Origin of the sequence: Acidicapsa acidisoli (assembly GCF_025685625.1) — a bacterium.
GTDB lineage: Bacteria > Acidobacteriota > Terriglobia > Terriglobales > Acidobacteriaceae > Acidicapsa > Acidicapsa acidisoli.
Genome location: NZ_JAGSYI010000004.1, coordinates 488,097 through 513,555, shown reverse-complemented (window position 1 = coordinate 513,555; position 25,459 = coordinate 488,097). Strand labels below are relative to the sequence as shown.

12 protein-coding genes and 1 riboswitch are annotated in these 25,459 nt (G+C 57.1%); of the genes, 7 read left to right on the top strand and 5 right to left on the bottom strand.

What is annotated here, in order from left to right; all coding sequences use genetic code 11:
* Window positions 1-32: 32 nt before the first annotated feature.
* Together OHL23_RS24070 and OHL23_RS24065 are read left to right on the top strand one after the other, a co-directional pair.
* A complete protein-coding gene (locus OHL23_RS24070) occupies window positions 33-1,244 on the top strand; it encodes an ROK family transcriptional regulator (RefSeq protein WP_263354581.1) in 1,212 nt (403 codons plus the stop codon).
* Window positions 1,245-1,315: 71 nt separating this feature from the next.
* Window positions 1,316-2,860 carry a protein adenylyltransferase SelO gene (locus tag OHL23_RS24065; RefSeq protein WP_263354580.1) on the top strand — a complete coding sequence of 515 codons (1,545 nt, stop codon included), beginning with the start codon at window positions 1,316-1,318 and terminating at the stop codon, window positions 2,858-2,860.
* A gap of 57 nt (window positions 2,861-2,917) precedes the next feature.
* On the opposite strand, the gene OHL23_RS24060 is transcribed toward OHL23_RS24065, so the two are convergent.
* Genes OHL23_RS24060 through OHL23_RS24050 form a run of 3 tightly spaced genes read right to left on the bottom strand, consistent with a single transcriptional unit; the run spans window position 2,918 to window position 8,833 of the window.
* The gene (locus OHL23_RS24060) at window positions 2,918-4,378 is read right to left on the bottom strand and encodes an efflux transporter outer membrane subunit (RefSeq protein WP_263354579.1); all 1,461 of its coding nucleotides are present in this window, start codon (window positions 4,376-4,378) and stop codon (window positions 2,918-2,920) included.
* Between the two features lie 46 nt (window positions 4,379-4,424).
* On the bottom strand, window positions 4,425-5,660 hold the full coding sequence (locus OHL23_RS24055; RefSeq protein WP_263354578.1) for an efflux RND transporter periplasmic adaptor subunit: 1,236 nt from the start codon (window positions 5,658-5,660) through the stop codon (window positions 4,425-4,427).
* Window positions 5,657-8,833: an efflux RND transporter permease subunit gene (locus tag OHL23_RS24050; protein ID WP_263354577.1), complete on the bottom strand. Its 3,177-nt coding sequence runs from the start codon at window positions 8,831-8,833 to the stop codon at window positions 5,657-5,659. Before OHL23_RS24050 ends, OHL23_RS24055 begins: the two co-directional genes overlap by 4 nt.
* A gap of 348 nt (window positions 8,834-9,181) precedes the next feature.
* Here OHL23_RS24050 and OHL23_RS24045 point away from each other — a divergent pair, with 348 nt between their 5' ends.
* Window positions 9,182-9,838, top strand: coding sequence for a GntR family transcriptional regulator (locus tag OHL23_RS24045; protein WP_263354576.1), 657 nt, complete (start codon window positions 9,182-9,184; stop codon window positions 9,836-9,838).
* Window positions 9,839-10,002: 164 nt separating this feature from the next.
* Here the strand turns inward: OHL23_RS24045 and OHL23_RS24040 are convergent, their stop codons facing one another.
* A complete protein-coding gene (locus tag OHL23_RS24040; RefSeq protein WP_263354575.1) occupies window positions 10,003-12,003 on the bottom strand; it encodes a S53 family peptidase in 2,001 nt (666 codons plus the stop codon).
* 386 nt (window positions 12,004-12,389) lie between these two features.
* Window positions 12,390-12,599: riboswitch (cobalamin riboswitch) on the top strand.
* 32 nt (window positions 12,600-12,631) lie between these two features.
* Here OHL23_RS24040 and OHL23_RS24035 point away from each other — a divergent pair.
* From OHL23_RS24035 to OHL23_RS24020, 4 genes are all read left to right on the top strand, one after another.
* Complete coding sequence (locus OHL23_RS24035; RefSeq protein WP_263354574.1) at window positions 12,632-15,145, top strand: TonB-dependent receptor; 2,514 nt, start codon at window positions 12,632-12,634, stop codon at window positions 15,143-15,145.
* 264 nt (window positions 15,146-15,409) lie between these two features.
* The gene (locus OHL23_RS24030; protein ID WP_263354573.1) at window positions 15,410-19,372 is read left to right on the top strand and encodes a TonB-dependent receptor; all 3,963 of its coding nucleotides are present in this window, start codon (window positions 15,410-15,412) and stop codon (window positions 19,370-19,372) included.
* Window positions 19,373-19,921: 549 nt separating this feature from the next.
* Entirely contained in the window at window positions 19,922-23,206 is a 3,285-nt protein-coding gene (locus OHL23_RS24025) for a TonB-dependent receptor (RefSeq protein WP_263354572.1), read from the top strand.
* An 831-nt stretch (window positions 23,207-24,037) separates the two neighbouring features.
* Window positions 24,038-24,805, top strand: a complete 768-nt coding sequence (locus tag OHL23_RS24020) for an alpha/beta fold hydrolase (protein WP_263354571.1) — start codon at window positions 24,038-24,040, stop codon at window positions 24,803-24,805.
* 75 nt (window positions 24,806-24,880) lie between these two features.
* On the opposite strand, the gene OHL23_RS24015 is transcribed toward OHL23_RS24020, so the two are convergent.
* Window positions 24,881-25,456 (bottom strand): TetR/AcrR family transcriptional regulator, encoded by a 576-nt coding sequence (locus OHL23_RS24015; protein WP_263354570.1) that lies wholly within the window; start codon window positions 25,454-25,456, stop codon window positions 24,881-24,883.
* Window positions 25,457-25,459: the final 3 nt, after the last annotated feature.

Here is a 25,459-nt window from a genome sequence, read left to right as displayed (position 1 = left end):
CTCCTCGCGTATCCTTGTAGAGAGTCCATGTAATGAATGATTCCGTTGCGGTCGGTAGACCAGCTCACCTGCGCCACACGAACGCGCTTACGGTCCTCAGGCTGTTACGAGAGGCAGGTGCCTGTTCCCGAGCGGATCTGGTACGGGCCTCCGGCCTGAGTGCGCCCACAGTGACAAACGTAGTCGGCGATCTGGTCGCGGCAAATCTGGTTAAGGCACTGGGGGAAGGGGAGTCGAGCGGGGGCCGTCCGCCAGACCTGATTCGTTTCAACGCGGAACGGGGTTGCCTGCTCGCCGTGCAGGTCGCTTCCCAATCCCTCTCGTTTTTGCTAACAGACCTGAGTGGCGCAGAACTGGAAAATTCAAGGGTTTTGCTGGCCGGTCATAAAACGACTCCCGAGGCGATCTGTCACCTGATTGACATTGAACTTCGTCGCCTGCTCAGGAAGCAAAAATTAGCACGTGAACAACTGCTGGTTTTGGTGGTCGCGGTTCCGGCGATAACGAACGTTGATGACGGCATTGTTGTCTCGGTAAGCACGCTAGACAATTGGCGAAGTGTTCCTCTGCGTGCGTTGCTGAATAAGGTCGTCCGCTGCCTGGTCATCGTGGAAAACGATACCAACTTATCCGCTTTGGGCGAGCGCTATCGCGGTGCTGCCCGATTTGAAGAGACATTCACCTTGATTAACATAGGGGCCAACGTGAGCGCCGGCATCGTATTGGGCGGACGCATTCATCACGGTGCGCAGTGGTCAGCGGGCGAGATCGGCTATCTTCGCCTGCCCAAGATCTCACGCGCTCTTCCGAGGCTTCATGAATTCGGCGAATTGGAAAGCGTTCTCACGAGTTCCGCGATTCTCAAGAGCTGGCACGAGTCAACTCGCAAGTCGCAAGCACGTGGTGTCGCAGCCAAGCGAGAGAGGAACGTCGCAGAGATTCTGAAGCTTGTTCAATCGGGAGACAAGCGTGCGGCAAAGATCATTGAAAGCCGTGCGGCGATTGTCTCCGACATCATCGTGAATCTGGCGCTGATCCTGAATCCGGGCCTCATCCTGCTCGCAGGCGAGGTCGGTAGCCACCCCGTCCTGCTCGCTTCGGTGCAAAAGGAGCTTGAGCGCAGCGAATTTGCTGTGACCAGAATCTCTGCAGCCTCTCTCGGCGATTTCGCCGCACTCTGGGGCGCGATCGCCGCGGCGCTGGAAGAAATCCCGCTTGTCTTGCTGCCACTACCGCGCAGCTAATTGCCCTGTACGATAGAAATAGCATCGCGCTTGAGCCGGTGCGAAGACAGCATACGAATGTCGAGCCAATCATGAATACTCCCGATACTTCCGAAATCGCGTCATCCGCAGCCTTGGATTCAGATCATGGCTCCGTTCGTTTTAGCTTCGAAAACACGTATGCCCGATTGCCGGAGCACTTCTACTCACGTGTGAACCCCACGCCCGTAGCGGCGCCGCGCCTCATCAAGGTGAACGTTGCATTGGCCCGAGGCCTGGGCCTGGATCCAACTGCTCTGGCGAGCGAACAAGGAGTGGAGATCCTCGCAGGAAACCGCGTCGCCGCGAGATCCGAGCCTCTGGCGCTTGCATATGCAGGCCATCAGTTCGGATATTTCGTGCCGCAACTGGGCGACGGCCGCGCCAACCTGCTTGGCGAGTTGATGGGCACGGACGGCGTGCGCTATGACATTCAACTCAAAGGCTCGGGGCCGACTCCCTTCTCGCGTCGTGGCGATGGTCGAGCCGCACTGGGTCCCGTCCTGCGCGAGTACATCGTCAGTGAAGCCATGGCGGCCCTGGGAGTGCCGACAACCAGAGCCCTTGCCGCCGTGACCACGGGAGAACAGGTTCGCCGCGAAGCGTTCTTTCCTGGAGCCGTGCTGACCCGAGTAGCTGCGAGCCATCTTCGCGTGGGCACCTTCCAGTATTTCGCTGCAACGGGAGATGTGGAAGCTGTACGCATTCTGGCCGACTACGCCATCGCGCGGCACTATTCTGCCGCCGCCGAGTCGAAGCAGCCATATCGCGCTCTGCTGGATGGCGTAATTAGCCGTCATGCGCATCTCGTCGCACAATGGATGCTCCTCGGCTTCATCCACGGCGTGATGAACACCGACAACAGCTCCATCTCGGGCGAGACGCTCGATTACGGCCCCTGCGCATTCATGGAAGCATACGACCCGCAGATGGTCTTCAGTTCCATCGACCATCAGGGTCGCTACTCCTATGGCAATCAGCCCCGCATCGATCTATGGAACCTGACGCGTCTTGCCGAAACGTTGCTGCCCGTTCTGGAACAGGAGACGGGAAGCAAGGAAGCAGCGCTTGCCTCCGCTAACGAAGCCCTTGCCGCATTCGCTCCGCAGTTTGAAGCTTCGCAAGCTGCTGGCCTGCGCAAAAAGCTTGGACTGTTGACAGAGCGCGACGGCGATCTTGAACTGGCTCAGGACCTGCTGCGTCGCATGGCCGCCAACCGCGCAGACTTTACGCTGACCTTCCGCCGGCTTTGCGATGCCGCAGCCAGTGCGGACGGAGACGACGGCGTGCGCAAGCTGTTCTCCGACCCTGCGGCTTATGATGCATGGGTCGTGGGATGGCGCAGACGCCTCGAAGACGAGTCTGATTCAGCAGAAACGCGTGCTGACGTTATGCGGAGAGCAAACCCGGCATACATCCCGCGCAACCATATCGTCGAAGCAGTGATCGAGGCTGCGGTCGGACAAGAGAACTTCCAGCCGTTTGAGGAATTGCTCGAAGTGGTCTCCCATCCCTACGAGGAGCGGCCGGGACTGGAACGGTACGCCACTCCAGCCAGCCCCGACGAGCGTGTCCTTCAGACATTCTGCGGGACGTAAGCGGCGGGACTGCGAGTTCAAGAAGATTCGCAGTCCCGCCACTGTTTCTATATATATCTATAGTTTAGATATTTGGTGGGAATCCCAGCCTCCGCCCAATGCTTTGATGAGCAGAACGCTGGCGTCCAATTGCCGATGCATCAGTTCAATGTCATTTCTCTGGTTCGCCAGCGCCACAGTCTGCGACGTGACTACCTGGAGATAAAGCTCAAGGCCGCCGGTATAACGCGCCTGAAATGTATCGAGTGATTCCAGGGCCTCGGCCGTGGCGCGCTGCTGCTGTTTCCGCTCTGTCTCCAAAATGCGCAGCGCGGCAAGATTGTCTTCGACCTGTTGAAATGCCTCCAGCGCGGTCTGACGGTATGTGGCGACGGTTGCATCATATCCGGCGCGTGCCTGCTCAGAAACCGCATGGCGGCGTCCGCCATCGAAGAGAGTCTCCGACATGGAAGGACCCACAGCCCAAAGACGGCTTGGCCAGCTGAACCAGTTCAATGCGGACGTTCCCTCCATGCCAACAAGCGCACTGAGAGAAAGCGTCGGATAGTAGGCTGCCTTCGCAATTCCGATTTGTTCGTTGGCAGCGGCCATGCGGCGTTCTGCCGCTGCGATATCCGGACGGCGTTCGAGCAGTGCGGAGGGCACGAGTCCGGGAACAACCGGCAGTTGCGGTGCCTGAATGTTGATCGGACTGCGAGGAATAGTTAACGCGGCCGGAGGCTTGCCGATCAGCACCGCGATGGCATGCTCATACTGCGTGCGTTGAACTTCAGCATCCGTGCGCTGAACACGTGCCTGATCCAATTGTGTCTCCGCCTGCGTAACGTCGGATGTAACCGCAAGACCGCCATTGAAGCGGTCTCGCGTCAGTTGCACGGCGTCTTCGTAAGCCTTGATCGTATCGTCCAGCAACTGTTCCTGCCCGTCGGCGCTGCGCAGGCCAAAGTAATCCGTCGCCAGCTCCGCATGAAGACTCAGCCTCACGCTCTCCATATCAGCCGCACTCGCCTGTGCCTGTGCCCTTGCTGCAGTTACCCCGCGACGAATGCGTCCCCAAAGGTCGATCTCATAGTTCAGATCGAGCGGCAGAGTAAAGTCTCCACCGCCGTTATTGGCCAGGCTCGAATAAAAATATGGTTCGTTCGCGGACTCCCGCATCGTATGCGCGCTGGCTCCAACGCCCACCGTCGGAGCCTCGCTCGATCGTGCGAAGCCGATGGCCGCGCGGGCAGAGCGAAAGTTCGCCTCAGCGATCTTCAATGTCTGGTTCGCGTCATTCACCTGCGCTTCGAGAGTGTCGAGCTCAGGATCCTGATACATGCGCCACCAGTCGCCCTTCAGGGTCTGATCGCTGGGCTGCCCCGGTCTCCATCCATCATTTGCGGACGACGTATCGGCAGGCGCTTCCTTGAAGGCAGGCGCGGTGATCGCAGCGGGCTGCTTGTAATTGGGACCAACCTTGCAGCCCGCTATCAGCAGCAACGTGATGCCCGGTATAAGCAGAAGAGATCGATTCATCGTGTAGCTCCAGCGGCGGCTATAAATTGCGAACTGGCTTCTCGTGTCACTGCGCAATGGAAACCTTCTGTCCTTCGTTCAACAGATCGCTTGGATTGCTGACCAATGTTTCTCCGCCGTGCAATCCCTGGGATATTGCAACCTGCGAACCCTGGTCCTGACCGATGTCGACCGGGATAAAATGCACCCGGCTATCCGCCGATACCGAAACGACATGCATTCCGTTCTTGTCGATGACCAGCGCCGTTGAGGGAATGATGACCGACGGCTTGCTGGCTGTGACGTCAAAGGTCATCTCGCCGTACATGCCGGGGACCAGCGAGCCATCGCTGTTATCCACCTGAACCTCGGTGAGCATCGTGCGGGCAGCCAGGTCCACGGAGTCCGCGGTGCGAGTAACCTTGGCGACGTAGCGGCGGCCGGGCCTTTCTTGCACGGTGAGAGTCGCCTCTTGTCCATCCTTGATCGAGAGCGCATCCGATTGCGGAACCTCGATCTGAACGCGAAGGATGTTGCTCTGCGCGATGCTGAAAAGACTCGTCGCGCCATTGTCGCTGCCGTTGTTCACGAGGTCGCCCCGTTCAACATTGCGAGCCGTGATCACCCCATCGAATGGAGCAACGACCCGCTCGAATCCCTGCATTTGCACCAGGCGATCGACGTTGGCCTTTCGCGATTTCAGGCTGGCCTGGGCAGCGTCGATGTTGGCATGCGCCGCCGATACATCCGCCGTGCGCGCATTGAATGCCTCGTCCGCTTCGTCAAGGGATTGTTGCGTCACGGCGCGCTTGCTGATCAGCGGCGCGTACCGGTCGCGGGTGATGCGCGCGATGTCGAGATTTGCCTGCGCCTGCTCGAGTGCAGCCTTCATCTGTTCGACAGCGGCCGAGGCCTGCAGTACATCCGCCCGTGCCTGGTTCAGCTGCTGGTCAACCTCAGGGCTTGCAATGATGGCCAGTGTCTGTCCCGCCTTCACATGCGCACCGATATCGACAAGCCGTTTCTCGACGTAGCCATTCGTGCGCGCAAAGACAGAAGCGCTATACAGCGGCTGCAGATTCCCAGGCAGTGTAACCGCACTCTGTGGAGAACCCAACCGCGAATGGATCACGGTGACTTCGGGAGTAAGAACAGTACTGGCCCGAACCACGTCGCGCGCTTCTTCGCTTCTGAATATGCGCGGAACAATTCCAATCGCCAGCAGGACGATCAGCAGCACAACGCCACCGGCGATGCGGGGAGCCTTGCGGGATGTTTGAGTATTCGTCTGAATGGTCGTCATTGTGCGATCTCCTCTGCAGTCGCTTCGCGTCTTCCGTGAATGAGGCTATACATCAAGGGAACGAAGAACAGCGTTGCGAACGTGGCCATCGATAAGCCGCCGATGACGGCGCGCGCCAGCGGTGCATTCTGCTCTCCGCCTTCGCCAAGTCCAAGCGCCATCGGCAGCATCCCGACGATCATCGCGAACGCCGTCATCAGGATGGGCCGCAAGCGCGTCGAGCCGGCGCTGACAGCAGCTTCGAGAGCTGTGTGCCCGCTTTCACTCTGTTGCTTAGCAAACGTCACCAGCAGAATGGAATTCGCCGTCGCAACGCCGATGGACATGATGGCTCCCATCAGGCTGGGCACGCTGAAGGTCGTCTGCGTCAAGAAGAGCGCCCATACGATGCCACAGAATGCTCCCGGAAGAGCGCAGATGATGATGAACGGATCGAGCCAGCTCTGATAGTTCACCACCATCAGCAGATAGACCAGCACCGCTGCGAAGACGAGTCCGATGCCGAGACGCGTAAACGCCTCATGCATGCTTTCCACCTGTCCGCGCACCTCGATGGTGTTGCCGGGAGGCAGTTTCTTCTGCTCCTCATCGACAATCTTCTGAACCCGCTTCGCAATCGACCCGAGATCGGTAGCCTGCGTATTGAGCAGCACATCGTAGACTCGCTGCACGTTGTGATGATTGACCACGATTGGTTCGTAAGACGGACTGATCGTCGCCATGTTGCCAAGCATCTCAGTCTGGTTCGGCACAGTCTTGATCGGGATCGGCGTCTCCTTCAGCATGTTCATCGAATCCAACCGATACTGCGGTGTCTGCGCAGTCACCGTGTAGGTGATCCCCATCTTGGGGTCGGCCCAGAAGTTCGGCGCGACAGCATAACCCGAGGCCATGGATACAAACAGACTGTTGGCCACATCCTGCTGCGTAAGGCCGAACTGCGCAGCACGCGTCCTGTCGACGTCAATCTTGAGTGTGGGACTATCCATCACCTGCTGCGTGTGAACATCGACCGCCCCTGGTACAGCTGCAATCTTCGTGCGAAGATCACGCGCCACATCGAAGTTGCCCTCACTCGTGCCCTGCACCTGCACATCAATCGGCGCGGTCACGCCGAAGTCCAGAATGCGCGTCACCATGTCGGCAGGCTCGAAGTAAAAGGTGATCGACGGAAAGTCCTTGGGCAGCACCTTTCGCAGTTGCTCGATATAACCCTCCGTCGCAGAATGCTTCTCGTTCAGCGATACGAGGACTTCTCCATCGAAAGCTCCGATATTCGGCGTGAAGCCGAAGGTGAAGCTGATCGGATCCTGCGGCAAACCGATGTCGTCAAGAACCAGGTCAAGCTGATCCGGCGGAATGATCTCGCGGATCTTCTGCTCCACCTGGCTGAACATCACGCTCGACTCCTCGATACGCGTTCCAGGCATGGCGCGCATATGCAGCCGGAACTGGCCCGTATCCACACTGGGGAAGAAGTCCTGCCCGACAAAAGGAAGCAACACAAATGCCGTTGCCATCACGCAGGCGCAGGCAATCAAGGCGGTTCGCTGATGTTCGATGAAGCCATGCAACAAGCCTGTATAAAAGGCCTGAAAGCGCAGATAAGCAGCATTGAAGCCGTCGTTGAACTTCTCGAACCACGACGGCCGCGGCTCCTCGGCAGTGTGATCCGACGCCTTCTCCGAGTAATGCGTTTCGCCGGCCAGCAGGAAGTTGACCAATGTAGGCACGAGCGTTCGCGAAAGGATGTACGAGGCCATCATTGCAAAGACCACAGCCATTGCCATCGGCGTAAACAGATACTTCGCCGGCCCGGTGAGAAAGACGACAGAGACGAAGACAATGCAGATCGTCAGCGTCGACACAAACGTCGGCGCGGCAATCTCCGACGCTCCCTTAAGCACAGCATCGAAAAGCGAGTGCCTATCCATGTGCCGATGAATATTCTCGATGGTGACGGTAGCGTCATCGACCAGGATACCGACAGCCAGCGCCAGCCCGCCCAGGGTCATCGTATTCAACGTCTGCCCAAGCGCATTCAGAATGATGATCGAACTCAGGATCGAGAGCGGAATCGAGACGGCAATAATCAACGTGCTGCGCCAGCTCCCGAGAAACACCAAGATCATGAGCGCGGTCAGCATCGAAGCAATGATCGCCTCGCGCACAACTCCAGTGATCGATGCGCGAACGATCACCGACTGGTCAAACAGTCCCTTGATCGTCATGCCCTTTGGCGCAGCCGCCTGCACTGCGGGCAATATCTTGTTCTTGATATGGTCGATAATCGAGAGCGTCGATACGGAACCGCTGCGATAGATCGGAGTCAGCACCGAAGGCTTGCCGTTGGCCCGCACAACATTCTGCTGCACCATCCATCCATCGCGCACATGCGCAACGTCGCGCATGAAGATCACCGAGTTTCCAACCACCTTGACAGGGACATCGTTCAAGGCAAGCGCATCGATCGGACTATTGTTGAGGCTCGAACCATACTCACGGCCACCGATCTTGATTGTGCCGGTGGGCATGGTCACGTCCTGCGACGTGATGGCACTCTCCACGTCTATGGGTGTCAGGCCCTTCGCCAGCAGAGCCTGCTGATTCAGATCCACCATGATCTGTCGCACTACACCGCCATGTGGCGCCTCAAGCAGCGTGCCCGGAACGACCGAGATCTTCTGCCGCACCCGGAAGATGCCGTAGTCATACAACTCCGATTGCGAGAGCGAGTCACTCGATAGAGCAAGCTGATAAATCGGCACCGTCGATGCACTGAAGCGCAGCACCCACGGCGGATTCACGCCCGGAGGAAAGCGAAACCGAATCGATTGCGTAGCCGCGCCGACCTGCGCGATAGCCGCATCAATGTGCACCTGCGGCTGAAAGTAGATCATCAGCACCGCGTAGCCACGCACCGTCTGCGAGTCGATCGACTTTACGTCGTTCACCGTCGACATGATGAACTCGTTGAAGGTCGTAATCCGCTGTTCCATCTCCTGCGCCTGCAGGCCCCGGTAATCGTAGACCACCGTAATGACAGGGATATCGATGTTCGGCAGGATGTCGGTAGGCATCGTTGCCACGGACGCGATGCCCAACAGCAGAATCAGAATGGCGGCGACGACAAAGGTATACGGCTTCGTCAGCGCAAGCTTGACAATCCACATGGATGAATTCTTTCCATTTAGGCAGAGACGTGCTGCGTCAATCGTCGTTGCCGGCAGCTCCCGCGAGACACCAATCGAGCGCCCGGGAGGTTGGGATGATAAGGCCACGGAAATTTACGGCCTTTGTGCTACGCCTCGAATGCGGATGCCCCGCCAAGACGCGAATAAGACATAACAGGACGCCTGACTGTAGCGCGCCGGGAAATTATCAGAACTATTCCGCAAGGGTTGGCAGGGCCATCGAAATTCCTCGCCTGAACTATAGATTATTTATAGTTTTAAAACGTCGCAGATTATTTACAATCAATAGTCATGGCAAGTAAAGCGCACTCGCTTCATCGGGATTCAATGGCTGATCGCGTCAAGCAGGATCTCCTGCGCAGGATCATGAGCGGAGAGCTGTCGCCGGGCGCGCGTCTGGTGGAGCTGCAGATAGCAAAGGAGTTGAATACCAGTCAGGGTCCAGTGCGGGAGGCGCTGTGCGAGTTGGAAGGACTCGAGCTCGTCGTGACCGAACCGTACAAGGGAACCCGCGTGCGAGAGGTGACAGCGCAGGACATTCGCGAGGCCTATATGGTTCGCGCCGTCCTTGAGGAGCTTGCCGGACAACTTGCAGCCGCCCACTTCAGAGGCTCAGTCGCAGCCTTGAAGAAAGCCGCAACAGCCATACTCGAAGCGGCGCGCACGAAGGACATTGCGGCGTATGCCCGCCATGATATGCACTTCCATCGATTGATTGTGCAGGGCGCATCCAACAGGATCCTGCTTCGCAGCTGGAATTCGCTTGCCTTTGAGGTGCGGCTTCAAATGTGGTTGGCGAAAGGCAATATCGACCTGATGGTCGTGCAGGAAGCGCATTGGAAGATCATTGACGCGCTGGAGCAGGGAGATGGCCAGCTGGCCGGTGAACTTCTCCGGAGCCACATCTTCAATTTTCCAGTCAGCAGCCCATTGCCGCTGATCCAAATCGGCCAATCCCCACAGCCGTGCCAAAAGCGAGTTTAAAGCATTTTAGGAAATTGTATAGTCCACACAGCGTGGTGAAGAGTGGCCTTTCCTTGATAGAAAGGCCACGCGAGCATTTGCTGTTCGATCTACACCTTTCCTAAAATGCTTTGGGCCACCCACTTTGCATGCGTGACCCATTGTTGGTGAACTCCGGCAACCTGCTATGGCTCTGGGAAAAGGGTAATCAACGCTCCCATCTTTGGCGTTCCGATACCGGTGGATAGGTCATATCCGGGAGTGGTCGGGAATAAACCGTTGTTGTTGGTCGTCTGACCCTTTCCGGTAATGTCGTTGAAATAACCCTTGGCATCGATGCTATACAGCAGGTAGAGAAGCGGGTTCGCGTTGCCGATCCGGCCGCGCCAAAGGCCGTCGTGGTCAGCAATGATCGCCGACCAGAGTGGTGACGACAGGCTGGTGCCGCCGATGCCGAACCAGCCAGGAGGTGTTTGTTCTCCGCTGAAGCCGCCGCATGCGCTGAAGGGCGTGCTGGCGTTTCCAGTGCAGTATTCAGCGTAAGGAGTGTAAGCGTCGGCATTGGCTGAGATGTCCGGAGTCTCTCGGCACGGTTTTCCTTTTGCAGCCAGCGAGCACTGAGTCGTTCCATTTCCGTATGTCGTGAACGAGTTATTGACCCCGGGTCCAAACTGGTAGGCAGGCCGACCCCAGAATTGGCTGTTTCCACCGCCACCCGCGCCCGTTGCGCTGCACCAGAAGAAGCCTGGTAAGCCACCTTCGTTTGCACTCTCGTTACAAAGGTTGTCGACGTTCCACACGGACTCCACGCCCTTAGGGTACTTTGGATCCGGGTTCGCGTCCGGATTGAATGATTCGAAGGAGGTACCGCCAACGCTCGTTACCCACGGCTGGGCAGGAGGGTCAAGGACGTTGACGATGGTTGTTCCATCGCTCCTGATGCAAGAGAAAGCTCCAGTGTCGCCCTCCGCGCCGAACATGCTCTGTCCCTGAAGAGCCATCTGTTCGAAGATCAGATTCTCCGCCTGGACGGTTGCAGCACCGGCGTCATTTTCACATACGGCCCAGCTGGAGCTGATTACGTCAGCGATGTCATCCTGTGCGATCTTTGTGTACTCATCCAGCTCAGTCTGCCCCGTGAAATCATTCGGAGCCTCGTAGACTAGGAGATGTTTTGCGTTTGGTGCGACCGCGAGTTGCATTTCGATGTCGGCGTCGACCTCAATGTCTCCGGAATAGCCGTTGAATTGCGGCGGGCACTCATCGCCAGTAGGGCAGACGGGACTGAGCGGGCCTCCGTCAACGAGGATGTCTTTCAGCGGAGCCTTGTAATCCGTGCCATAGAAGTATTCTGCCCAGGTGTTTATGTCGGACTGCTGGTAGGCGGATAGCTCAAAGACAGCAAGATTAGCGCCAGCCCCCTTACCTCTCGGTCCCAGCTCCGGTGCGCCATAGATCGAATTGACCTGCGACGGCGTCAGACCATTGCATCCCGGGCCACCGCCGTAACCGAACGGAAACCCTACGCCATTGTCGACTGCGTTGTATAACTGAGCCGTGGTTGGATAGGGAGCTTCACAGCTTGGAGTGGCGGGCATTGTGTGCTTCTGCGCGCGTACCGCCATGGACTGCGCGCGCACCGTATTCGAAAGGCCCACGACTCCGAGAACTCCGGAGGCCAGGCTTGCCGGCAGTTGAACCTCGGAAGCATTTGAGTAATAGATGACTCCTCTCGGATTGCGGTAGTTGCGCAGGCTGGTCTTGAATGTCGCTTCCACCATGCTGCTCGGTCCACTCACCCGCACCAGAAAAGGAGACGAAGATGTTTCCACGTCCAGGCCACTTTCCCGCAGATAGTTGGTGATTGCGGCCACCTGTGCATTGCTTGGGGCAAAACGTGAGTAGAACTCTCCCTGTCCGAGCCAGTGTTGGTAGCTCTTGCTATTCAAGTCGTAGACACTCTCTAAAAGATCGGATAGCTCTGACTCGTTGCGGGGTCTAAGGACAACCTCAACTGTCATCCGCGAACTGGTGAACTCGCCCATGACGGTGTCCGTCGTGGGTTTGATACTACCGGGAATCGCGGAAAAACCATTTTCAACCGCCGCATAGACTGTCGCTGACAGGTTCAGGGACAGCGCAAGCACTGCGAATGCAGCGCAAAGCTTTCTTGGATTACATGCCATTGTGACCTCCAGATTGTCATTCGGGACCGAGAGCCGTGCCTGATGGGACGGCGCATCAACAGATCGCGTCGAAGCGTGAGTTTTGGGAGAGGACGGTTACAGGAACATTCTGTTGGGCCGAAACCTTATGGGAACGGCAATAGACTGTCAAGCAGAAATTGTTGTCCGCGAAAGATTCTCGCCCGGGCGGCGGGGATCAGATCCTAAGCCGTTGATTCGACAATAGATTGCTCGGTAATACAAGCGGGTGCTACACTCTGCAATGTGCCCTTGCGCGGTTTCCTGAACCGAAGCTCGCAGCTTCCAATCCTGCCATGGTCACCAGATTCTACTGCCTGTCCTGCGTGTTGCGTCGTAGAGTTTTTCGACAGATGCGCGCGCCACCGATCACGGAGACTCACCAGGATGTTCGGGAAGGCGGTGAAAATCCGCCACTGCCCCGCAACTGTGAGCGCACCCGCGGGCTCATTCGTCGTTCATGAGAGCTCTCGCGGAAATCCGGCCAAGTGCCACTGGGTTTCTCCATCAAGGAGACGCCTGGGAAGGCGGTTCGGAAATGCGCAAGTCAGGATACCGGTCCTACGGTGCCAATCACCTGCTTACGTTCCGAGGGGAACGGAGGATTTTGATGTCCATTTCGAAAGATCGTTTCGCGGCGCTCACGCGGATTTTCTGCGCTGCTTTTCTTCTTCTCGCTCCCATAATCTTGCATGCCGGTGTTATTCGCGGCACGGTCACTGACACCAGCGGAGCAACGGTAACAGGCGCAACAGTGGTGCTTATCAATGGGGCCAGTTACTTGGCCAAGACCGTTTCGACTGCAGATGGAAGCTTTGAGTTTGTTACCGGCAGGAGCGGACGATTCTCGCTCACGATTACCGCTCAGGGCTTTCGCCAGGTTCAACCCGCGGCTTTCTACGCCGGGATGAACGACAACATCGAGAAAAATCTCGTGCTGGAGCCGGAGTGGGTCCACCAGGCGATTGTTGTCACCGCAACCGGAACGCCAGTGCCGCAGCAGCAGACCAGCGCAGCCACCACGGTTCTTGGCTCGCTCGACCTGGCCCTGCGCACCAACTTCACAGATGCGTTGCGCCTCATGCCAGGCACCGTCTCCACGCAGATCGGCCAGACGGGCTCGCAAGCGTCTCTGTTCATCCGCGGCGGCCCATCGGATGCGAACAAGGTTCTGCTCGATGGCGTAAGCATTGGCGATCTCGGCGGGCGTTTCGATTTCGGCCCCCTCAGCACCACCGGCATCGACAGCGTCGAGGTCTATCGCGGGCCCAATTCAAGCCTCTACGGAGCGGATGCCGCCAGCGGAGTCGTCGCCTTTACCACGCCGAAGGGAACCGGTGCTTCCCCCGTCCTGCACATGGACAGCGATGTAGGCAACTTCAACTCCTCGCGCGAACACGGCGAGGTCTCTGGCTCCCAGAAGAAGATCGATTACCTCACCGGACTTTCCTGGTTGCAGACCTCCAACGCACTGCCCAACGACGAGTTTCATGTGGCGACCGGATCGGGCAACCTAGGCTGGCAGCCTCTGGGCAGTACCCAGGTTCGTGGAACAGTCCACTACGGCTCCGATGCGACCGGGGTTCCCAACGCATGGGACTTCTATCACGTTGCCGACGACGCCACGCAGAAGGACCAGGATCTTATCGTGAGCGGCACGATCGATAACCAGACTACAGGCGACTTCCACAACTCCCTCCGCTATGGCCTCGCCCGCAAGCGCGAGCAATACAATCTCTGGCAGCCCTCCGGCCAACTCATCGAATACGCAAACAGCCCCACGTTCGGGCCTTCCTATGCGTATTTCGGGAATTCCGTCACTTTCACGGGAGCCAACGGCTACACCGCCTCCGGCCGCGCCATGCTCGACTATCCGGAACAATATCCATTCAATGAACAATTCGTCTCCAACCGCGATCAGCTCGTGTATCAGGGGGACTACCGTTTTACTCCGCACTTCATCGGGCTCATCGGCTTTCACTACGAAGATGAGCGCGGCCTCGAAAACATTCCGACCTTCGCCACCTATGAAACCACCGAGCGGACCAACTACGACTACGTGGCCTCAGTCCATGGCGACTACAAGGGACGCGCCTTCTACACACTCGGCGGCAGCCTGGAACACTACTCCCTCTTCGGCACGCAAACCTCGCCGCGCGCAAGCCTCTCGTATTACGCAGTCATGCCGCGCCACAACATCTTCAGCGGCACCAAGATTCTGACCAACTTCGGCGACGCTGTTCGCGAACCGGCCCTCACCGATCAGTTCGGCTCGCTCTACCAGTTCCTCGTCACCAACGGCTATGCGTCCGTCGCGCAGGAGCTGCATATTTCGCCGCTGGCCGCGCCTACCACCCGCACTTATGAGGGAGGTGTCGAGCAGGACTTCCTCTCGGACCGCGTAACCTTCCGCGCCACCTATTTCCACAACGAGTTTGGTAAGCAAATAGAAGGTGTCGGAGGATTGGTTCTGCCCAATTTGATACCGGGGTTAACGTCAACGCAGCAGCAGCAGCTCGAGACCGCACTCGGTTACTACTACACCGACGACTATCCTCTCTCGGTCAACTCCGAAGCCTATCGCGCGCAGGGAATCGAGACAAATGTCGAAAGCGGTATAGGAAGCAAGATCTTTCTGCGCGGCGGCTACACCTGGCTGGAAGGGGTGGTCCAGCGCTCTTTCGACAGCGACAACGAAGCCCTCACCGGCGGCTACGCACCCACATACAACGGCATCGCAGTCGGAGCCCTGTCGCCGCTAAAAGGAGCGCGGCCGTTTCGCATCCCTCCCCACACCGGCTTCGTCTCAGCCAGCTACGCGGGCAAGCGCTGGACCGTGGTTTCGACCGGCAGCTTCGCCAGCCGCAGCGATGACTCGACCTTTCTCGAATACCAGGATCTCTCCGGCGGCAACTCGCTGCTCTTGCCCAATCGCAATCTCGACCACGGCTACGCCAACATCAGTCTCGGCGGGACTTTCCACTGGTCATCGCGAATGGCGATCTATGGTCAGACCGAGAATCTGACCAGCAGCCAGCACATCGCGCCTATCGGCTATCCGAGCCTGCCGTTCACTTTCCGCACAGGCGTGCGCATACGGCTGGGTAAGGGAACTGGAGAGTAACTCCCGCAGTTCGGGGCAAATCCGTTCCACGGCGCGACAAGCGCTGTCTGGATTTCGCCCCACTTTTCCACCGCTTTTAGTGTATTGACAATAGATTCATTATTGTACGGAAGCATTCCTGTGTTAATAAATATTCACACCATCGTCGTTTTCTATTAATAGTGCGCCGCATCACCGGAGAGCATTCTATAAGACGGGTAGGCAGAGCACCTTCCCGTTAAGATCACTCCAACTCATTCTTGAAAAAGCACTTTTGAGGAGACTATGACCATAACTTACTGGAGGCGCAGCGTCGCCGGCAGCCTGTTTGCGCTCGTCACCCTTTTAGTTAGCCTTGCGCCCGCCTTTGCCCAGCAGACCCTTGGATCAATCAACGGAACAGTTTTGGACACGTCCGGTGCGTCCGTTCCAGACGCAACAATCTCGGTGACCAATAGCCAGATCGATCTGACACGCACGGCCAGGTCTCAGGCGAACGGGTTCTTTCAGATATTCAATCTGCCCATCGGCACCTACAAGGTGACAATCACCCACGACGGATTCGACACCACCGACCTGTCCGGCGTTACGGTGCAGGAAGCCCACGCCACGACAGTGAACGGTACCCTCAAGGTGGGTAAAGTCTCCGAGTCGGTGGAAGTGACCGCAAATCCGCTGCTCAACGCAACGGATGCGACGAACGGCTACACACTGGATGCAGCAGAAATTGAGGAGACCCCACTCGCAACTGGCAGCTTTACCCAGTTGGCAGTTCTCGCTCCCGGCGTCAACGCCGAGTTGCTGAGCGGCGTCGGTACCAATGCGGGCTTGGGCAACCAGCCCATCTGGGCCAACGGCCAGCGCGACACGTCGAATACCTTCCAGGTGAATGGTGTAGACGTCACCAACTTATTTAATGGCAAGAGCTCCAGCCAGGATACTTCGCAGCGCTATAACTTCAACATCGGCGAGGGCAGCAACACGGCCGGGTCCATTCAAAACGGCACCTCGGTATATGGCTCCAACGGCAACGGCATGCCCTCGCCGCCGCCGGACTTCCTCCAGGAACTACGCGTCAACACTTCCATGTACGACGCCCAGCAGGGAGCCACCAGCGGTGCCCAGATTGACGCCAACACGCGCACTGGTTCCAACAAGTGGCATGGCTCGGCTTTCGGGACCCGCGCAACCAATGTCTTCAACGCCGCGCCGTTTTTCTTCAAACTGGCAAATATCCAGGGCACGCTCCCGAATGCGCTCGTAAATCCCGAGCTTCACCGGGACACGATCGGCGGCACCGTTGGCGGTCCACTCTGGAAAGATAAGCTCTTCTTCTTCGGCGCTTATCAGAACCTGCATACCTCGGATCAGTCCACCGGCCTTTCGCAATTTGACGTGCCCTACGGACTGACCGACGACCGCTCCTCCGCAGGTATCCTGAATGCGCTGAACTCGTATTACACGGCGAGCGGAGCCGCAACGGTTTCCAGCTACAATATCGATCCCATCGCGATGGCATTGCTCAACGCAAAGCTGCCTAATGGTCAGTACATGATTCCTTCCGTTCAGAACAACGATCCGGCGCTTGTTACTGGTAATTTACCGAACGTAACACTGATCGGCACTACGCTCTTCAATGCACAGCAAGCCACCGCGGCGATCGACTACAACGCGACTGCGACGGATCATGTTTCCCTGAAGTACTACTACCAGCACGATCCGTATTCCGCTCCGTACACGGCATCCAAGACTGGCGGCTTTCCTGAAAACGAAGATTCAGGCTCTCAAGTGGCGGCTATCAGCAACACAATCGCCATCGGCCCGCGCATCAACTGGGAACAGCGCCTTGGCTTCGCGCGCATCAAGGTCTACAGCAACTTCCAGCAGCAGGTCACTGACTCTGGCAGTGGTGGACCCACCTTTGGCATCAACTTTCCCAATGCAACCGGTTTGCCGGGCATGACCTTTGACGATTTTGCCTACAAGAACAAGAACAGCTCGATTACTGCCGGTCCAGCCAGTGACTTTATCAATGACGGTTATTTCCAGAACCGTCTCAACCCATCCAGCAACGTCATCTTCGCTATCGGCAAGCACACGCTGGTTGCCGGCGGAGGCGATAGCTACACGCAGTTGAATATCCGCAACCTTCGCACCGGGCTGGGATCGGTGACCTTTTCAAATTTCCCCCAATTTCTCTCCGGCGTGGTGCACAGTTCAAGTGTGCTGGACAGCATCAGCGCTCAAGGCCAGAACCTCTCCAACCGCTATTACCGCTCCAACGAGGCTTCCGGGTATGTGCAGGACAAGTATCAGGTCCTGAGCAATCTGAGTATCACCGCCGGCGTTCGCTACGACTATCACGGTGCGTTTACGGAGAAATACGGAAACATCTTCAACTTCGATCCCTCGCTCTATAACGTCTCTGGCAGCACTGTCACCAGCGGCTCCAGCGCGACCGGCACAAGCACCGGCTTTACCGTGAACAACGCGGGCTTCGTGGTCGCTGGCAACAACAAATACTATCCCACCAAAGGTGTCAGCGATTCGACGCAAACGGGCAGACAGTGGGGCATATCCCCTCGGGTCGGCTTCGCATGGTCTCCGAAGATGAATGGCGGAAGAGTCGTTATCTCTGGAGGCGCCGGCGTCTATTATGATCGCGGCGAGTTGTTCAACTATCTCTCCCAGCCTGCGGGCGGCGGCATCGGAGGTCCTTTTGGCGCGACGGAAGCGCCGCCTCTGGCTGCGGCCTACTCCGGCAATGGAACGTTGGAGAATCCACTGGGCTCCGTAACCGTCCTCCCGCCGAACGCAAATCCCGCCTTTTTCAACACCCAGTTGCAGACGATTTTGCAGGGCAACCTTGCCAACTGCGGTGCGGTCAACAATCAAGCAACCTTTGGCAGTGGCTGCGTTTCGCCCTTTTACTTCGGCGCCTATGCTCGCGACAACAAGCTTCCCTACTCGACCAATTACAACCTCAAGTTCCAATGGCAACCCTTGAACGATCTTTCTGTCTCACTGGGTTACACCGGCAACCGCGGTTTCCATGGCGTCATGCCAATTCCGTTCAACCAGCCGCAGATCGCCACTCCTTCGTCGCCGGTCAACGGAGAACAGTACAGCTACGGCTACGAGGTTCTGAACGCCTCGGCGCCGCCTGTCGACAGTTACGGCGATCTTCCAGCGATATCTACCGAGCCCTGGGATACTCTTGACGGCGGTAACACCGATTTCCGCACGCCCTACGTCGGCTATAGCCCCAGTGCAGCGCTCTTCAAGGCCGAAGGAAACTCGGCGTATGACGCCCTGGAAACTCATCTCGAAAAGCGGATCTCGCACGGCTTACAGGCAGGTGTCAGTTATACGTGGAGTCACTCGCTCGACGAGCAGAGCGACATCGGCCTGTTCTTCACCGGAAGCAACCCGAACAACATCCGTAGTTCCTACGCCTCGTCTGACTTTGACCGGACGAACGTGTTCAGCGCCAACTTCCTCGCCGCGGTCCCGAACGTGGCTAAGGATCACTCGCTGCTCTCCTACGCAACGAATGGCTGGACGCTGTCCGGCATTGTCATCCTGCAGAGCGGAGAACCGTACAGCTTGTATGAGTTCTATGGGGCGGTCGCCAGTATCTACTACGGCAATTTCCCCAACCTGCTTAATCCTGTCCTCGGCATCAAAAATCCCGGCAATCCGCATGCAGCCCTGACTGGGCACTCAGGCGCTGGCCGCTCAGGTCTCAACTACATCCCCACAATCGACCCAAGTCAGCTCGCCATCAACTATCTCAATCCGGGGCAAGACGGCATTCCGCCGTGCACTTCAAGCGAACCCTGCGACGGATACGAAACCGACTACGCTCCAGGAAATCAACGCAATATCTTCCGTCAGGCTGCCCAGAAACGCGCCGATATCTCTCTGCGCAAGACCTTCCATATCTGGGAAAACCTCTCCGCGCAATATGAATTCAACGTCTTTAACCTCACCAATACGACCAGCCTGGATATTCCGCAGGACTCGGCGCAGATTGGACAGGCATTTGTCGGTAGCACAGCAAACTACGGCCAGGTCACTGCCGCCACGAGTTCCTCGGTCAACAGCATTCGCAGCCAACTCTACGTTCTGCCGCAACAGACCGGCTCAGGACCAAGCACTGTAGTCTCGAACACTAATTTCGGTTCCGTAACCGGAACCATTGGCAGCGCCCGTATCATCACCATGGGATTGCACATTACGTACTAACTCTTCCGGCAATCTCAACCAAACAGAGTCCAGCCCGGTTCTTTGTGGGCTGGACTTCTGCTTATCCGCCAGGTTGTGCTAGCCCAGAAATGTTAACAAATATTCACATTTCTTCGGCCGCCTTTCGCGAAGCAAGTGACACATGAGACGCATCCTATACCTCAGCGCCACCAGAGCGCCTGAGTGCAAGATCGTTTCAACTGGTTCTTAATACTGCTTTTCTGGGGAGACGTTGACGACAATTAGTAGCAAATATCGTATCGGGTTCGGTTTGCGCAAGCTTGCCGTCGGTAGAATTTTTTCCGCATTCGCCACTTCCCAGCAAAGCCTCAAATATGGGAACCCAAAGGTACATGCGAAGCAGTAACCATTCCTCTGAATCATCTTTTCTTACACCAGGTTCGCCATTTCGATTCCGCACTGCCGGAACCGGAATGAAAGGCGTGTCAGCCTGGAAGCTCATCGCAAATCTTACATGCGAACGCCCGTTGGCTCGTTGACGCAGCGGCAGAATCGCACCAAACACAAATCTTCAAGTTGGAGGCTCTCATGTCACATAGTTTTCGATTCAGGCGGATGCACGTTGCCGCTTGTTTTGCGTTGATACTTGCGCTTTGTCCTTTGGTTCAGGCTCAGACCGCTGTAGACGGAGCAATCGGCGGAACGGTGTTGGATAGCTCAGGCGCCGTCGTCTCCGGCGCTGCCATCGCCGTCCACAACGAAGGCACGAATGCCGAGCAGAACGCCGTCACCGACGGATCAGGTTATTTCCGCGTGATCCACCTCCAGCCCGGCGCCTACGATGTCACCGTCACGGCTCAGGGCTTTGACACCTTCAAGTCTGTCAACATGACTGTGCAGGTGGGTGTGCTGACCGACGTGCAAGCTGTGCTCAAGGTAGGCAACTCCGCGCAGAGCGTCGAGGTCAGCGGAGCAGCGCCGCTCATCAACACCACTTCGCCCGACTTTGCCGGAGTGATTCCTCAGGACACGCTTCATGACCTGCCTGAGAACAACTACCGCTGGTCCGCGTTCGCGCTGCTCACCCCAGGCGTGGTCAACGATTCGAATGGCTATGGTCTCCTCAGCTTTCGCGGCCAGAGCACGCTGTTGAACAACGTGACCATCGATGGCACAGACGACAACCAGGCTTACTTTTCCGAAGAGCGTGGACGCACCCGCGCAGGCTATTCGACGATCAAGGCCGCCGTGCAGGAGTTCCAGGTCAACACCTCGAACTACTCAGTGGAATACGGCCGCTCGGCAGGCGGCATCGTCAATTCCATCACCAAGAGCGGCACAAACCAGTTCCATGGCGAAGGCTACTACTACGACCGCGACAGCGCCTGGGCAGCCACCAACGGCTATGTGACGCATCCCGTGGAGACCGGCCCCAACACCTACACGACAGAGTCCTTCAAGCCCACTGATCTGCGCCGTCAATTCGGCTTCGGGGTAGGCGGACCGATCATCAAGGACAAGCTCTTCTTCTTCGTTGCAGCGGATAAGTTTTACCACGATTTCCCAGCCGCCGCGACTATCACCGGAATCGCCGCAAACTCGAACTTCTACAACACCAACGGCAGCTACGCCGCCACCCAGATAGCAGCGCTCTCCTCGCTTACTGGCATGTCCTCAACCGCCGCGGCGAACTACTACGCGAACGGAATCTCAGGCTTGACGACCATGCTCGGCACCGTGCCGCGCACCGGCGATCAGACGATCTACTTTCCCAAGATCGACTGGCAGGTCAACCAGAAAAACCACGTCTCCATCGAAGCCAATCAGATGCGCTGGGCCTCGCCCGCCGGAATCCAGACCAGCCCCGCCGTTGCCTATGGCATGGCCAGCTTCGGCAACGACTATGTCCGCGATAACTGGATCGTAGGCAAGCTCGATACTTTCATCACCTCCAACATCAGCAACGAAGTCCGCTACATGTACGGTCGCGATTTCGAATACGAGTTCAACCAGACGCCCACCTCGTATGAAGAGAACAACCTCGTCAAGTCCGCCAACTACACCAATCCGCTGGGCCTTCCGCCCAACGTTTACCTCACCGGCTTCTTCCAGTTCGGAACGCCCCAGTTCCTGAACCGCGCAGCGTTGCCCGATGAGCGTCGCTGGCAGCTTTCCGATACCGTCGAATATGTTCACGGCAACCACGACTTCAAATTCGGCGAAGACTACATCCACACCAACGACAACATCTCCAACCTGTACAACCAATACGGCGGCTTTACCTACAGCGGTGCCGCCCCACTCGGCGATTACTTCGCCGATCTCTACCTGTCGCAGAATCCCACCGCCGGCAAGATGGCGGAAAACTACACCTACTTCAACCAGGGTGCAGGAGACGCCGGCCTCGATTTCAACACCGGCGACTACGCTCTCTTCGCGCAGGACGAGTGGAAGTTCAGCCCGCGCCTCAGCCTTACCTACGGTCTGCGTTGGGAGTTCGAGCAACTGCCCGGCCAGCAGCTTGCCAACCCGATGTTGCAGCAGACCGCATCGCTGCCTGATTACGCAGCCAACATCGGTCCTCGCGTCGGCTTCGCCTATGACATCTTCGGCGGCGGCAAAACCATCCTGCGCGGCGGCTACGGCGAGTTCTTTGCCCGCGCCATCAACTCGACGGTCTATCAGGCAATGATCGGAACCGGCGCTAGCGGCAGCCAGACCAACCCCAACATCAATCCCGGAACAACCTGCGCTCCGATGTTCCCGCAGATCGTTCCCGCCGCCAACTACGCCAACTGCCTTGGCTCCGCCAGCGGAAACAACACGGCGTACTACCTAGATCCCAACTTCAAGGTGCCGGAGATTCACCAGGCTGACCTCACCATCGAGCAGCAGTTGTCCTCAAACGATGTCTTCAGCATCTCCTGGCTCGGCTCCTGGGGCCGTCGTCTGCCCGATTTTGTCGATACAAACCTGCCCGCTCCGACTCCCGTCACCTTCACCGTGGCGGACCCCACCGGAATCGGTCCGCTGGCGAATCAATACACATTCACTGCGAATGCGTATTTTGATACCACCAGCGCCAACCACCGTCCCAACCCGAACTTCAGCTCGATCACCGACATCTTCAGCGGTGTTACCTCAAACTACGAAGCACTCGTCGCCAGCTTCCGTCATGAGATGTCTCACCACGTCTCAGTCAATGCCAACTACACCTGGTCCAAAGCGATGGACTACGGCGAAAACAACACCACGGGAGCCAGCGCCACCGCGCTCCTCGACCCCTCCAACATCAAGCTTGACTATGGCAAATCCAACCAGAACGTACCCAACCGGTTCGTCCTCTACATGGTCGGAACCTCGCCGTGGCACGTCCATGGACCGCTCGGCTACCTCTTGAACAATTACGAACTCGCTCCTGACTTCCAGGCTCAAAACGGCCTGCCCTACTCGATGGGCATCAGCGGATCGTCGTCCAAGCTATACACCACGCCGGGCTCGCCAACCTCCGAGGCAATCATCAGCACCGTCTCCTTCAACGGTTCCGGCGGTTCGAATCGCGTTCCTGGCGTCGATCGCAACGAATTCCAGATGCCCAGCACGTGGGTTCTCGATCTTCGTGCCTCCAAGCAGATCGTGGTGCGTGAGCGCTACAGCCTGGAGTTCTTCGCTGAAGCCTTCAACCTCGCCAACCATCAGAACGTGACCGGCCTTGGAACAAACGCCTACACCGTGGCCCAGGACAAGACCAATTTCACCAACACTCTTGTTCCGTATACGGCCACTCCATTCAATGCGATCACCAGCACGGACAACAGCAACTTCGCGTACAACATCCGCCAGATTCAGATGTCTGTACGCCTGAAGTTCTAAGTCAATCGCAATCCATCCAACGACTCGGCGGTATGATTCACTCAAGGCCGCCGAGTCGTTTGCGTATGCGGGGTTTGTTCGATCTGGAATTACACCTTCAACGAGTGAAAGCAAGCGAAATTCAGTAACAGGTAGTGTCCTGATTTGCCTTTGTCTAATTTGCCTTTGTTTTGAAAGGGCAACGCTTTAGCCGCGCCTTAAATGCAGCACTTGCATGCGGCTTTAGCCGCCGAGAGAATGCTTATACCTAAATATGGGTACTATTCAGTAACACCCCCAACTAATACAAAGACATAATTGTTTCTCAAATCAGTGAATGTTACTGTCACATACATACATAAGGCGGTAGGGAAGAGAAAAACAGCCTTTCTCCTTCCAGCCTTTTGGAAGATACGTCGCCTCTCAATGCGACGGAGATATCTTCCTCCTCTCTATCAACCCATGTTGTAGGAGTATGCAATGTCAATCCAAAGCGAACCACCGTTGGGCCACAGCAATCGATATAGCGCGGATTCAGCCTGTACGTACTGTGATGGCATCATTCGTCATGAATCTTGGTGCGCCACGCTGAGTGCGGACGTCGCGTACGCATTCTGGGCCATCTCAGGCTCCAATAGGTTGAATACCGCAGACGAACTCAGGCTTCATGCCTTAGGCGTCGCCTGGTAGCAGCGCAATACCAAGCCTGCTACCAGAGCATTGCGAGCTAAACCGAGCTCGCAAACGCCAATTCGGCCCTTTGCCAAAAGAGCCACCTTCCACGCAGTTCACGGATAGCACCGGACCCGCCGCTAAAGGTCAAAGACATCTCTCATCCGCTAACATGTGGAGATGAAACCTCTGCCCAGGACCGCGTTTCTGATTGCGCTCGCACTCGGTACCTGCATTTCGCTTTTCGGGCAAGCTTTGATTCCCGCAAATGGTCACCAGCTCTTTCTCGACTGCCGCGGAAATGCTGCTGGCCCGACCGTGATCCTATTGGCCGGTGGCGGGGGAACCACGAGCACATGGGACAAAGTCCAGCCGCAAGTATCTGCCTTTGCACGGGTGTGCAGCTATGATCGAGCCGGCCTGGGCAAAAGTCGCGTCATTCAAGAGACTCAGTCTGCTGATCAGGTTGTGGACGATCTGGCCGCTCTGCTAAGTGCGGCCAATGTTCCACAACCTTATGTCCTCGTTGGCCATTCCATAGGAGGGCTATATGCTCGGAAGTTCGATGAGCGATTCGATTCAGAAGTGGCCGGGATAGTTCTCGTCGATTCCTCGCATGAGGAGCAAATATGGCGCTTCGCAAAGGACGAACCAGGTGCGCTCTCCGAATATCCGGATTGGAAGAATAACGTAGCGATGAGCTGGCAAGGCTTCTTGCCGCCGGAACAGCATTTGTCCTGGCATTTCACCAAGCCACTCATCGTTCTGGAACACGGGATTCCGATTGAACCTGTTTGGCATGGGATGCAAGAGGATTTGGCGCATCGCTCACCGGAAGGAAAGCTCATCACCGCGACCCAAAGCAGCCATTACATCCAGAAGCTACAGCCTGAACTAGTCGTCGAAAGCATTCGAACTGTTCTGTCACAATCAAGGTCACAACACTAGAACGGCGTTTCTTGATTCAACGCTCTTCAGGTACGAACGTTGGCCTATGTACCACTGCCAATTGGACCGGGACCATCAAAAGCTCCGCAAGAGAAGGTCTCTCGCGCTCGCCAGCACTTTCTCTCGCATCGCGGGCTCAGGCAGCATCCGAGCGATTTCAATTGCCCCGACCATCGTTGAAAAGATGGAAAAGAATGCGCGCTCTTTGTCGGCAGTTTGCTGGCCAGGCATAAACGGAAGCATTCGGCTCCTGTACTTCTTCAGTTCCTCAAAGATCTGCGCCTTCATTGCCTCATCGGTTCTCGCCAACTCGGGCGCAAGAGCGGGCAAGGGGCATCCGTACTCGACGTGCTCGCAATATTCCAGACTCAGATAGGTCGTCACGATCGCCTTCCACGCCGTCTCGGGTTGGGACTGCTCGGCGGCGTGAGCAAGGTGATTGGCTATTTCCTGAAATGCCTCCCGCAGTGATTCCACGAGCAACTCGTCCTTGTTTCCGAAATGCTTGTAAAAGCCTCCGTGGGTCAGGCCGGCGTCGCGCATCACGGCGGAAACAGCAGCGCCAGTGATTCCTTCGATGCGAACACGCCGCGACGCGTCTTTCACAATCTTCTGACGGATTTCGGCTTTATGTTCGGGCCTGTAACGCATGGC